Source organism: Blautia sp. LMAG:89 (assembly GCF_008679485.1).
Taxonomy (GTDB): domain Bacteria; phylum Bacillota; class Clostridia; order Lachnospirales; family Lachnospiraceae; genus Blautia_A; species Blautia_A fusiformis.
The window spans coordinates 506,304-518,502 of record NZ_NANC01000003.1 but is presented as its reverse complement, the minus strand read 5'-3'; the positions used below and the strand labels follow the sequence as shown (position 1 = coordinate 518,502).

Annotated in this window: 10 protein-coding genes; 4 read left to right on the top strand and 6 right to left on the bottom strand. The window is 44.6% G+C overall.

The features are described 5' to 3' along the window. Nucleotides 1–70 precede the first annotated feature (70 nt). Complete coding sequence (locus CCC70_RS02630) at nucleotides 71–1,186, top strand: ABC transporter ATP-binding protein (RefSeq protein ID WP_015527387.1); 1,116 nt, start codon at nucleotides 71–73, stop codon at nucleotides 1,184–1,186. Nucleotides 1,187–1,290: 104 nt separating this feature from the next. Continuing rightward, nucleotides 1,291–2,379, top strand: coding sequence for a PucR family transcriptional regulator (locus CCC70_RS02625; protein ID WP_021651931.1), 1,089 nt, complete (start codon nucleotides 1,291–1,293; stop codon nucleotides 2,377–2,379). 84 nt (nucleotides 2,380–2,463) lie between these two features. Here the strand turns inward: CCC70_RS02625 and CCC70_RS02620 are convergent, their stop codons facing one another. The 3 genes from CCC70_RS02620 to modA form a co-directional block, all read right to left on the bottom strand. Further along, nucleotides 2,464–3,513 (bottom strand): sulfate/molybdate ABC transporter ATP-binding protein, encoded by a 1,050-nt coding sequence (locus tag CCC70_RS02620; protein WP_287084190.1) that lies wholly within the window; start codon nucleotides 3,511–3,513, stop codon nucleotides 2,464–2,466. Beyond that, nucleotides 3,513–4,208, bottom strand: coding sequence for a molybdate ABC transporter permease subunit (gene modB, locus CCC70_RS02615; protein WP_287084189.1), 696 nt, complete (start codon nucleotides 4,206–4,208; stop codon nucleotides 3,513–3,515). The genes CCC70_RS02620 and modB overlap by 1 nt, the downstream gene beginning before the upstream one ends. A 63-nt stretch (nucleotides 4,209–4,271) precedes the next feature. Continuing rightward, the gene (gene modA / locus CCC70_RS02610; RefSeq protein WP_287084188.1) at nucleotides 4,272–5,126 is read right to left on the bottom strand and encodes a molybdate ABC transporter substrate-binding protein; all 855 of its coding nucleotides are present in this window, start codon (nucleotides 5,124–5,126) and stop codon (nucleotides 4,272–4,274) included. A gap of 307 nt (nucleotides 5,127–5,433) precedes the next feature. On the opposite strand from modA, the gene CCC70_RS02605 reads away from it, so the two are divergent. Together CCC70_RS02605 and CCC70_RS02600 are read left to right on the top strand one after the other, a co-directional pair. Beyond that, a complete protein-coding gene (locus CCC70_RS02605) occupies nucleotides 5,434–5,646 on the top strand; it encodes a TOBE domain-containing protein (RefSeq protein ID WP_015527392.1) in 213 nt (70 codons plus the stop codon). Then, nucleotides 5,639–6,559 carry a helix-turn-helix transcriptional regulator gene (locus CCC70_RS02600; protein ID WP_287084187.1) on the top strand — a complete coding sequence of 307 codons (921 nt, stop codon included), beginning with the start codon at nucleotides 5,639–5,641 and terminating at the stop codon, nucleotides 6,557–6,559. The genes CCC70_RS02605 and CCC70_RS02600 overlap by 8 nt, the downstream gene beginning before the upstream one ends. A gap of 139 nt (nucleotides 6,560–6,698) precedes the next feature. Here the strand turns inward: CCC70_RS02600 and CCC70_RS02595 are convergent, their stop codons facing one another. The 3 genes from CCC70_RS02595 to CCC70_RS02585 are packed head-to-tail and all read right to left on the bottom strand — an operon-like array spanning nucleotide 6,699 to nucleotide 12,188. Beyond that, nucleotides 6,699–8,273: a serine hydrolase gene (locus CCC70_RS02595; protein ID WP_287084186.1), complete on the bottom strand. Its 1,575-nt coding sequence runs from the start codon at nucleotides 8,271–8,273 to the stop codon at nucleotides 6,699–6,701. A gap of 54 nt (nucleotides 8,274–8,327) precedes the next feature. After that, nucleotides 8,328–9,404 carry an acyltransferase family protein gene (locus CCC70_RS02590; protein WP_270389514.1) on the bottom strand — a complete coding sequence of 359 codons (1,077 nt, stop codon included), beginning with the start codon at nucleotides 9,402–9,404 and terminating at the stop codon, nucleotides 8,328–8,330. Nucleotides 9,405–9,419: 15 nt separating this feature from the next. Further along, on the bottom strand, nucleotides 9,420–12,188 hold the full coding sequence (locus CCC70_RS02585) for a CDP-glycerol glycerophosphotransferase family protein (protein WP_270389515.1): 2,769 nt from the start codon (nucleotides 12,186–12,188) through the stop codon (nucleotides 9,420–9,422). Nucleotides 12,189–12,199 lie beyond the last annotated feature (11 nt).

The window sequence follows — 12,199 nt, the reverse complement described above, 5'->3', positions numbered from 1 at the left end:
TTTTCGATATACTGTTAACCAGCAAAGGAAATTACGTAAAACAATATATTAATTTTGGAGGGAAACAACAATGGCAAGTTTATCATTATCTCACATTAATAAAACTTATCCGAACGGCTTCCAGGCAGTTAAAGATTTCAACCTGGAGATCGAAGACAAAGAATTCATCATCTTCGTAGGACCATCCGGATGTGGAAAATCTACAACACTTCGTATGATCGCAGGTCTTGAGGAGATCAGCGGTGGTACACTTAAGATCGGTGACAAAGTCATGAACGATGTTGAGCCTAAGGACCGTGATATCGCAATGGTATTCCAGAACTACGCTCTGTATCCTCATATGACAGTTTATGATAACATGGCATTCGGACTTAAGCTTCGTAAAGTTCCGAAGGACCAGATCGACAAGGCTGTTCGTGAAGCAGCAAGAATCCTTGACCTTGACAAGCTTCTTGATCGTAAACCGAAGGCTCTTTCCGGTGGTCAGAGACAGCGAGTTGCTATGGGACGTGCTATCGTTCGTAATCCTAAGGTATTCCTTATGGATGAGCCTCTTTCCAACCTGGATGCTAAGCTTCGTGTACAGATGCGTATCGAGATCTCCAAGATCCATCAGAGACTTGGCGCTACTATCATCTATGTAACACATGACCAGACAGAGGCTATGACACTTGGTACCAGAATCGTTGTTATGAAAGACGGTGTTGTTCAGCAGGTTGATACACCACAGAACCTGTATCAGAAACCAGGCAACCTCTTCGTTGCAGGATTCATGGGATCTCCGCAGATGAACTTCCTTGATGCTGTTATCTCCGAAAAAGGCGGCAATGTAGTTGCTACGATCGGTGGTGAGCATGAGGTTATCGTTCCGGCAGCTAAAGCTAAAGTCCTGAAAGACAAAGGCTATGTTGGAAAGAAAGTTGTTCTTGGTATCCGTCCTGAGGATATCCATGATTCTCAGATGTTCCTTGAGACATCTCCAAGCAAACCAATGAACTCCGTAGTTAAAGTTTACGAGCTTCTTGGTGCTGAAGTATTCCTGTACTTCGATGTTGACGGAACTCAGGTTACAGCACGAGTTGATCCTCGTACAACAGCTAAGACCGGTGATCCGATCAGATTTGCATTCGATATGGAGAAAGCTCACTTCTTCGACAAAGAGACAGAGCTTACTATCACAAACTAATTCTCGTCGAATCATAAAAACAGAATGTAACCCCGGGGGATATGATTTCCCGGGGTTTCTTTTTATTTCACTAGTTTTATTTCACATCAGAAAGGACGCTTTTTATGAAAATACAGCAAACAATTCAAAAATGTCTGGATGACTGGAACCGGATCAGCGGTCTTGATTTCTGTATTCTGGATGAAAATGACCAGATATACATTTCCACAGGGGACCGCCGACTTCCTTCTTCTGAAAAGCTTGCTCAGTTTCGGGAGGATCCTGCCTTATGCATCTCCAACCGCAGCTGCAGTCTGTACAAGCTAAACAACATACCTCAGAGCAATATGCTTCTGATCGTATGGGGCTCCGGAGAGCAGGCTTCTACCATCGGAGAGCTTGCTGTCTGCCAGGTAGAAAGTCTCCTCACTGCCTATACGGAAAAAACAGACAAGAACTCCTTTATGCAAAATCTTCTCCTGGACCGTTATTCCCAGGTAGAAGCTTTTAACAAGGCTGCCCGTCTTCATATCACACCTTCCGCCCGCCGTGCGGTATTTCTTGTGGAAACCAAGCAGCACAAGGACGAAAATGCCCTGGCTACCATCCGCAACATCTTTTCTGCCCGTACACGGGATTTTATCACTGCACTGGATGATTCCGGCATCATCGTAGTACGTGAGCTTCAGAGCACCGAAAGCTACGAAGAACTGGAGGGTATCGCCTGCATGCTGGTGGATATGCTCAATACAGAGGCTATGACCTCTGCCTGGGTTTCCTACAGCAATGTTGCAGATGATATCATGGAGCTTTCCGATGCCTACAAGGAAGCCCGCACTGCCCTGGAGGTCGGCAAGATCTTTTATGCTGACAAAAATGTTTTCGGTTATAACCGTCTGGGCATTGGCCGTCTGATCTATCAGCTGCCCACTCAGGTCTGCAACATGTTTGTAGGCGAGATCTTCGGAGAAGAATCCCTGGAATCTATTGACGACGAAACCCTCAATATCATCCGGACCTTCTTTGAAAATAACCTGAACCTTTCTGAAACCTCCAGACAGCTCTATGTGCACCGAAATACTCTGGTGTACCGTTTTGAAAAGCTGCAGAAGCGTTTTGGCCTGGATATCCGTACCTTTGAGGATGCACTGGCCTTCAAGCTTGCCATGATGGTGTCCGATTACATCACCTATTCCGGAAATCACGGAAAATAGCTCCTGTCCGCAAAAATCCATCAAAAATGCAGATGCACAAAAAATCCCGGAAACAGCAAATAATGTCTGTTTCCGGGATTTTCTTTATTTCAGCAGCATCAGATGCTCCGGTGGAAGATACAGATATTCCGGAAGATCTTTATCCGGATCCTCCGTAAAGCTGTTTTTGGGACGCATCCACCATAATCCGGCAGCATTCTCTTCCGCTTTGTTTCGGATCATATACTGATGTTCAAATGTAGTTTCTATGTATTGGTCTACCCGTACTGCCATACAGTTCTCACCTGGCTTTGATTCCGGGCGGATCCAGTGGCCGCGGATCCCTACGTAAGTAATGTCCTCATCTACGTTTTCTTCGGTATGGAGCTTCATTTTCCAGTCTGCCGCATAGATCTCGTGAGGTCCCAGCCTCTCCGCTCTGGAAAAATTCTTACAGCCGGTAAGCTTTGCTGCCTCCAGAAGTCCCGGTCTCTCAAACAGCTGCTTTGTCTCCCCGGTCACAAGGATCCTGCCTTCATGTACAATGGAAAGCTCCCTGCAGAATTTATAGGCCTCATCTCTGCTGTGTGTCACAAGGATCATATCTCCCGGATAGTCCTTGAGGAAATCCTGCATCTCCCGCTGGAGCACATCCTTCAGGTAACCGTCCAGCGCGGAAAACGGCTCATCCAGAAGAATAGCTTCCGGCTCTCCAATCATCATTCTGGCCAGTGCCACTCTCTGCTGCTGTCCGCCGGAAAGCTGTGAGGGCAGGCGCTTCTCCAGCCCCTCCAGATGATATCGCCGGATCAGATCTGCCACTTTTTCTCTGGCGGAGGATTTTTCCCCACGATAACCGCAGCGGATGTTCTGTTCCACTGTCATGGTTGGGAACAGCGCATAATTCTGAAACAGATATCCGATCCGACGCTTCTGGGGCTTCAGATCGATCCCTGCTTCAGAATCAAACACTGTTTTTCCATTGATGACGATCCTTCCCTTATCCGGTGTTTCGATTCCTGCAATACAGCGTAAGGTCATGCTTTTTCCGCTGCCGGAAGCACCAAGAAGCCCAATGGCTGCCGAACTGCCTTCAAAATCCACCTTCAGTGAAAAATCCCGGAAGTTTTTTTCGATATTTACTTTGACTGCCATCAGATCCACCTTCTTGTTTTCATTCCTCTTCCGGATACGATATTGATCAGCGCTACGATCACAAAGGAGATCAGCACGATCACAACGACCCAGAACCCTGCAGTTCCGTAATTTCCGGCTGCTGTCTCTGATGCAATGGCAACAGAAACTGTTCTGGTTTTTCCAAGGATATTTCCGGCAAGCATGGAGGTTGCGCCATATTCTCCGATCGCGCGTGCAAATGCCAGCACTGTTCCGGATGCGATCCCCGGTCCTGCCGCAGGCATGACTACCCGCCAGAAGATCCGGCTGTCGCTCATCCCCAGAGTCTGGCCTGCATGGATAAGATTTATATCCACCTGTTCAAAAGCAGCCCGTGCATTGCGGTACATCAGCGGAAATGCGATTACTGCCGCTGCGACCACACAGCCCTTCCAGGTCTGCACGATCTTAATATCAAAATTATCCAGAAGAAAGCTTCCGAAGGGCTTTTTCAGGCTGAAGATCAGTAGCAGAAAAAATCCAGCCACTGTAGGAGGAAGTACCAGCGGAAGAGTAAGGATCCCGTCCAGTACTGCTCTGGCTCCCGGCTTCAGCTTCATGATCTTCCGGGCGCAGAATATTCCCATAAAAAAAGCGATCACTGTGGCTGCCAGACCTGTTTTTAAGGAAATCCACAGAGGACTCCAGTTTATTTCTCTCAAAAATTCTGTCATATTTCATTCCTGTATCAGCATTTACTGTGTTTCAGTATTTACTGCCGGTTTTCTACATCATACTCATTTGGATGTGCTGTCTGCGGAAGCTGTACTGTCCTCAGCCTCATATGCTGTAAATCCATAGTCCTCAAATACCTTGATCGCTGCGTCAGACTCTACATAATCAAGAAAAATCTCTGCTGCCCTGGTATCGTCTTCCGATGCTTCCTTGTCCTCGATAAGTCCCACAGGATAAAGAACCGGCGTCTTAAGGCTGTCTGCCGACGCCTCTGCGATGATATCTACTTTATCAGTAACAGACGCAGCATCTGTCGCATATACAACACCAACCTCATTGCTTCCTTCACTGACTGCTGCAAGTACATCCGTTACATTCTTGCACTCGTTGATCTCCATTTTGTTTACATCGTCCATGATCCCAAGATTGCTAAAGATCTCACGGGAGTACTGTCCCACCGGAACATCCTCTCCTGCAAGCGCCATATTTTCAGCGTCTGTGATATTCTCGAATCCTGTTACCTTTGTCTCTCCGTCCTTTGGTCTGATCAGAACGACTTTGTTCTCAAGAAGATCCTTAACGGTGTCTTCCTTTGTCAGTTTTTCCTCTGTGAGGGCATCCATCTGTTTATCTGCTGCTGAAAAGAAAAGATCACAGCGTGCACCTTCCTCGATCTGTGTCTGCAGTGTACCTGAACTGTCTGCACTGTAATAGATCGTTACATTCGGATAAAGCTCATTGAAATCCTTCTGGATCTCCTCCATGGAATTGCTGAGGCTAGCAGCAATAAATGCATAAACCTCTCCCTTCAGGTTCTCATCACCTTTCGCTTCTGTGTCTGCCGCAAAAACAGTTCCGGTCATAAGGCCTGTTGTTAAAATTCCCGCGGTAAGGGCTGCTAAGATTTTTTTCTTCATCTTTTGTTCCTCTACTTTTCCGTTTCATTCAGTTTTGTTTAGTTTTGAATGATTTTGTTTAATTTTACCGAAAGGAAAGTTTCTTGTCAAGCTATAAGGCATTGCTGTTTTTCTCTACAAGTGCTATCATAAATACATAGTTGACAAGCCAGGCGGATGTTCACGATCCGCTTCGTTTCTTATCATGAGTGGCTTACAGCACTCCTGATACAGACAAATCCCACACAAGGTTCATTGCTCTGCACAACGGAAGCAGAGAACTTGCCTGATCCGGTTCATTCAATATTCAAGAAAGGGAGAATTACTTATGAAACTCAGTGCGCGTAATCAGTTAAAAGGAAAAATCATCAACATCAACCAGGGAGCTGTAAATTCCATCGTTTCCATCGATATCGGTGGTGGAAATATCATCACTGCTACCATCTCCTGTGCGGCGGTGGAAGAACTTGGCCTGAAAGTAGGCTCTGATGCTTACGCAGTTATTAAGGCAACCAATGTTATGGTAGGTATCGATGAATAAAGTATACACAGCACAGGAAGTTGCAGATAAACTAAAGATCAAAAAATCCACAGTATATGACCTGATCAAACGCGGAGAGCTTTCCTCCTCCAAAGTCGGCAAACAGCTGCGGGTCAGCGAGGAACAGCTGTCTCAGTATCTTAAGGGTTCGGAATGTTCTGCGTCTTCTGCTCAGTCTTATGATCACCAGCCGGAGAGTTCTCTTTTGAAAAGGGATTATCTTCTGCATTCCAGTGGACTGATCATCAGTGGACAGGCTTCTCCGGCTCTGGATCTTCTCCTGAATCAGCTTCCCACACACCCGGACAATCTGCCGGTTCTGCAGTCTCACATGAACACCTACAACGGACTGTATTCTCTCTATTTTGAAAAAGTCCACATCGCCTGTGCATCCGCCTCACCGGAAGATATCCACAGCCTTATACCCGGTATCCCACTGACTGTGATCTCTCTGTGTCAATATCCCGTCGGCTTCTATGTAAAAAAAGAAAATCCCAAGAATATCCGGGGATTTTCTGATCTTACACGGGCAGATATTATTTTTGCGAACCGCGAAAAAGGAAGCAGCCGTCGTATCCTTCTTGACCGTACACTTCTGTCTTCCGAAATTTCACCGGATTCCATATCCGGATATCGAAATGAGCTTGTTACCGATCACTCCACGGCTGCTGCAGTGGCTGGCGGACAGGCAGACATAGCTCTTGGCGAGGCCTGTGTAGCGAGAAGCTTTCCGGAGCTGGATTTTCTTCCTGTTTGCCAGGAATCACTCTTCCTGGTTATGCAGACCAAAAATCTGAGCACCCCCGGCTTTCAGGCCGTAGCGGAAACCATTGCATCCGAACCTTTCCGCCGGTTTTTAGCTCTTCAAACCGGATACGATACTACTGACACCGGAAATATCCGGCATATTTAGGGCTAAGAAAAACGCTTATGTAAAAAATTCTTCCACAACCATTTCTTTGATAATACAAAATCAGCCAGCACGTCAATGATCACTCCTTATTTTTGCCCAATTAAGGAAGTTTCTTGATCTTATGACTGCTGGCTGATCTTTATTTATTCAGATATTGATATACTCTTGAAGAAATCGAACGGATTCCGTGCAGTAAATGATCTTCGGAAGCTCCTTCAGAGAATATACATAATACATAATTTGTTTTCTTTCCATAGATGATCGCCATATCATGCTGAACTGAGCTTGTCTCACCAGTTTTGTTCGCGCATACTATACCTGTCGGAAGACCTGATGGAATTTTGTATCGTTTCGTCTGATGCAGTAAAAGATTTAGCATTTCTCTGGAATACTGTTGAGAAACACACTGACCTCGATAGATTTTTTCTAAGAGTATCCCACAATCTTTTGCAGATGCCGTGTTACGCCAGCCATCACTGCTCCAGGCAGAAGAAGACGGATGCAGGGAACTGTGACAACCGGTATTTTTGTAACCGTTCTTTCGAAGATATTGGTTCACTACAGCTGTTCCTCCTACAAAGCTTCCGCCTCCCTGACGCCTTACCAGTTCATTATAACATTCATTATCACTGACGGTGATCATATCCCACAGCAAGCTGTACACACCGGAGCTGTATTGCATTTTTCCCTGACGGATCTGATCATAGACCGACGCCATCACAAATGCCTTGATCGTACTTGCCGGATACATTTCCCGATCATTTATGTTTACAATATTTCCTGTTTTCAGATCTTTTATATAAACAGACCAGTTTCCACCGTAGGCAGAAACAAAACTCTCCAATTCCGATTTAAATGCACTTAAAGCATACTCTGATCTTGTACTTTTTCTTCCCTGCCAGTCCACATACTGACCATCCGGTGTTTTCATATTTTTCGCAATGGTTCCGTTCGATTTCAGGTAATAACCATCTTTCCACCGGTTCACCAGCATTTTTCCATTTTGGTCTACATAATATTGCTGGCCCTCACAGGTTACCCACCCTGCCTTCTGTACCATTCTTCCGTTATCATTGCCAAAATAATAAATTCCGTTAAACTTCTTTCCCTGAACTGTTTTGTTCACTTTATGAAAAGACGGACGCATGCAGATTCTTCCGGTTCCATAGAAATAATAATAACCGCCTTTAAAATCACGCCCACCGAATCTTCTCTGTCTTATATAGCGTACTGTTCCACGATCAGCCAGTTTTCCGTACGCTTCCACATAATAAATGCCTGCGATAATTTTTTTGCCCCGTACCTTCTGTTCAGCTACGTTTACAAAGCCACGCTCTCCCTTTGAAATTCTTCCATTGGAGTCTGTGATGTGGTATTTATCAAAGCGGACACCAGAAACTGTCTTTTTATCGAAATAATAAACGGATTGCTTTCTCAAAAGTTTTCCGTTTTTATCAAACATATAAAATCCTGTTTTTAAAAACTCTGTCTTTGGAATTGACAAATAACGTAATCCGGTAAGTTTTCGCTTCTTAGAATCTTTCAAATACCAGTTCCCGCCAGATTTCTGAAGATAATTTCCACTGTTATCCCAAAATCGTACCGTTCTTTCAGCAGCCTCGACCTTTATCTCTGTACTTCTGGCACCAATAATACATCCAAAAACCACTACTAATATCAACCAATATATACAAACTGTTTTTTTTGCTTTCATACTTTAACAAGACCTGCCACAGACGATGGCAGGTCTTTCTCCTTTATCTTTATATTATCCTATTTTCATGCAGATGTTCTGGATCAGGCGGTTGTATCCGCTTACCTTTTTCAGCCATTCCAGCGCTATGGACACTGCCAGTGAAGCCAGCAGAAGCGTCAGTGTATTGGTCAGAAAATATCCACTCACATACACAAAAGAAGATTTTCTTATAAATGTATGTATCAGAAATATATTCATGGAATGTTTTCCGAGGAACAATAAAATCTGTCGCACTCCCGGAATGACATTAATAAATTCGCAGCAAAATGCCATAAATACAATTGGATACACACCCCAGTGGATCTCACTGTATACCGTCAGCGGCAAAGTTCTGTACGCTTTATACAAAATAAACACCGCAAGAAGCTCCAGAAGAAATTTGAAAACATGCTTCATTCCAGCATTCCATATCTTAAACCATCGGTTAAACAGATCATACTTGGCTACACACATTCCCATGAGAAATACCGGTAAAAATGCATAAATACCCGTAATTCCCATAACCTCCAGGGAAATTGTCCGTGGAAATGCCACAACAGCCACAAGAATAAATACCAAATATTCTTCCTTTATCATAAACAGCGGCACGCAGATGATAAAAATGATCGCCGCACTCATATACCACCAGGTTCCGTTCAGAGTCGAAGTTCCGAAAAGTTTCGCCAGACCAAAAAAATCCAGCACCATTGCGCTAACACCTTTGGCAATATTTCCGTTTCCGAAATATCTGGCCACGGCATAGCCGTTATAAAGCTGTGAGCTCACAACAGAAAGCCCCCATATGATCCAGAACCCTCCCATTGTTTTTATCAGTCTTTTGGCTGTCCACTTGCCAGGTGTAGAATTATTTTTTCTGTAACTGAGATACAGTCCGTATCCGGAAATAAATGCATAGATCGGTACACAGATCTTAAATGTTCTGCACAGATACATGATCCGATCTGCTGAAAACGGAGTGAAAACAACATTCAGCCCCTCAAATCTGTCTTGACTCAGATACATATGATGGAACAGCATTATAACAATGGCAATGCCCTTCATCGCCTGAGAATTATATTTATCAAACTTTATTGCCTGCTTTCCTTCCAAAATCCAACCTCCATATTACCGATTCTCGATGATCCTCTCATAAACTCGTTTGGAACAGTTACGGTCATTAAATGCAAAGGTCTCATCCATTCGTTTCCGATATTCCTCTTTCATCTGACAGCCGTCTGCCATATATTCGATGATCCGGTCCACAGTTCCGTCCAGTGTATGCTCCACCTCTCCGAAGCCATCTCTCTCATAGTCAAAGTATCCCTCTGTGTAGGAATGCGCGCCACTGAAAAAGCTGTCTCTGTCAAACTGGGAGTATACGATGGGTTTTCTCAAATATGCAAAATCAAAGGCAACCGAAGAATAGTCCGTGATCATCAGATCTGTCTGGGCAAAAATGTCCTTGTAGGAATAAGACGAATCCATAAATTTTACCCGTGGATCATGACGGAACATATGCAGACCGTCAATGGTATTTGGGTGAGGCATGAAGCAGATGGTATATCCGTACTTCTCTGCCGCCCCCAGAAGTCTTTCGTTGTTGAGAAGATCATCATAAAAATGGAAATATTCGCTTTCCTGAAATTCTTTTCCAAGCTGCCATACCCCTCTGGCATCGGTTCCTGAGGAAAGGCTTTTGCGCCAGGTAGGCATCACCGTCACATACTTACGCTCATCATGGACCAGACGGTCATAACGCGGCATTCCCGTAAGCCAGATATTTTTTTCCGGATAAAAATAGTCATAGGTAAAGGCAGAATCATATTCCGGCTTTGTGCTGACGATAAATCCGAAAAGATTACGGTTGTATTTGTTCAGCCACTTGGACTGGTTGTCTTTGGTCACACCATGCTGTAAAAATACCAGCTTTTTGTCATAGATGATATCGCGGTACAGATACTCCAGCTTTCCAAAAGGATTGATCACCGGTTTGTTAGCCTGGGAGGACAGTGAAAATTCATTCAGCAGGAACAGAAGCTTATGCTTCCAGGAGAAAGGCTCCACAACCTTTCCAAGCTTCTTCATTTCCACATAATCCTGTGTATCCTTGTTGACTACAAAGTACGGCTCCACCGTAGGGTCCGGATTGGCGCAGAGATAGCGGAACATCACTTCGCCGTTATCATCTCCGCGTGTTGTACGATCGGAGATCAGCCAGATCTGCTTTTTCTGCTTCGCCTTCTGCATCTCGTAGAGCTTACGCACGAGAACTGCCTTTTTTCCGGCCTTTCCCTGAGAAAATATTGCTTTGGTGCGTTTTTTCTTCAGCTGTTTCTCCCTGCTCTGACTGTATGGCTCTACCGTTACTTCATACTGATGGCCCAGAACCTTTGCATCTTCCTGATCCTCTCCACGGATCATCCGTACTTTTTCGTTAAGATACAGAAGCTTATCCTCTATATGCAGGAAAAGCGGCAGCTTCTTTGTAAATGGCACATATTTTCCGTAGGAAATATTGTACATTTTGTTTATATGTCCATCTGTGCCTGTGCCCCAGCTGATAAACTCCCGGATCTCGGAAAGCGGAATGTCCACGATATACAGCTTCTCAACGGCACTTTCTTCTCTGCACCAGCCGGTTCTTTCCAGTGTATATTTCCATCTGGCTTCATAGGTGTTGCCACCAGTCATCATATATACACGGTTTGTCCTGCTCACAGGCTCCACAATGGAAAATTCACAGTGCAGCTGGTCTTTTTCCGGCTGGAATATCTTGACACGGAGATTGTCATATATGGGATTCAGGATCGTGTCTGCCTGATCCGGAAATTTTTTGCATATATCCGGATAATATTTCCGGAGAAGATACACTTTGTTTGCCCTGCTGATATGCTGATTGGACATCACGATCTCCGGAAACTCCATCTGCTTCAGGAAGCTTTCGATGCCTTCCTCATATCTGCACTTTTTCTCTTCATCAAGCTTCTCGTTATCAAATATGATATCCGCTATTTTTGCGCTGTAATACAGCAGCACATAATCTGCATTTTTTTCATGAACAGGATTTTCTTTTATTCTGCAGTCTGCGATCTTTCGGAAAAATTCCTGATAAAATACCTCCAGTTGTTCCGGATCCTGCAGCATATTCTTCCAGTCCTCCACCATGAGATGGTCCGCAAGGATCTGCACATAGATATCTTCCCCTGAAGTCACTCCCAGACTCCGGCAGCTTACAACGGACTGATATACCATAGTCATCACATCCAGATACCAGATCTCCGGACGGATTTCGGATACCCATTTCACCTGATCTGCGGCAAATGTGTAAGCGGTATACAGCTGATGCAGAAGATATACATTGTTATCCAGCGTTGTTTTTTCGGTGAAACGGTCACAGTAGTTATTATGCTCCCGCACATGGATATTTCCTTTTCCACGGATCTTTGTTATGACAACATCTCTGTTGTCTTCCTCAAAGCAGCGTCTGACCTCTGCACTGGATTTTGGGGAAAAACAGATTCCGGCTTTTGCAAAAACGACATAGTTTCCGGCTATCTTATCCTTCAGCTCTGCCACAAGATCCCCGCATTCCAGTCCGTCAATATATAAAAGATCCCGGTCATCCAGCATCTCCCGGAAACGAGAATCTTCCGGATTGAACTCTCCGTAGATCTTATCCAGCTCTTCGTCCTTGAGCTCTTTCTCCTTTTCTCCTGCTTCTTCCAACTCCCTCATGTCCCGTTCATCAGGGATATCCACATCTCCTGCTGTGCGTACTGCAAGGATCTGTACCGTTCCTTTAGGTGTGACCTCACGTACATTTTTAAAGGTTCTGTAAAGCTTTGCGGTATCTTTTGCAAAAACAACTACTGAAAATTCATACTCCCTGTTCATATTGCTCCTTT

Bases quoted from the DNA above. Each gene is read 5' to 3' on its own strand.
- CCC70_RS02630 (WP_015527387.1), top strand. From the start codon at position 71: ATGGCAAGTTTATCATTATCTCACATTAATAAAACTTATCCGAACGGC.
- CCC70_RS02625 (WP_021651931.1), top strand. From the start codon at position 1,291: ATGAAAATACAGCAAACAATTCAAAAATGTCTGGATGACTGGAACCGG.
- CCC70_RS02620 (WP_287084190.1), bottom strand. From the start codon at position 3,513: ATGGCAGTCAAAGTAAATATCGAAAAAAACTTCCGGGATTTTTCACTG.
- modB (WP_287084189.1), bottom strand. From the start codon at position 4,208: ATGACAGAATTTTTGAGAGAAATAAACTGGAGTCCTCTGTGGATTTCC.
- modA (WP_287084188.1), bottom strand. From the start codon at position 5,126: ATGAAGAAAAAAATCTTAGCAGCCCTTACCGCGGGAATTTTAACAACA.
- CCC70_RS02605 (WP_015527392.1), top strand. From the start codon at position 5,434: ATGAAACTCAGTGCGCGTAATCAGTTAAAAGGAAAAATCATCAACATC.
- CCC70_RS02600 (WP_287084187.1), top strand. From the start codon at position 5,639: ATGAATAAAGTATACACAGCACAGGAAGTTGCAGATAAACTAAAGATC.
- CCC70_RS02595 (WP_287084186.1), bottom strand. From the start codon at position 8,273: ATGAAAGCAAAAAAAACAGTTTGTATATATTGGTTGATATTAGTAGTG.
- CCC70_RS02585 (WP_270389515.1), bottom strand. From the start codon at position 12,188: ATGAACAGGGAGTATGAATTTTCAGTAGTTGTTTTTGCAAAAGATACC.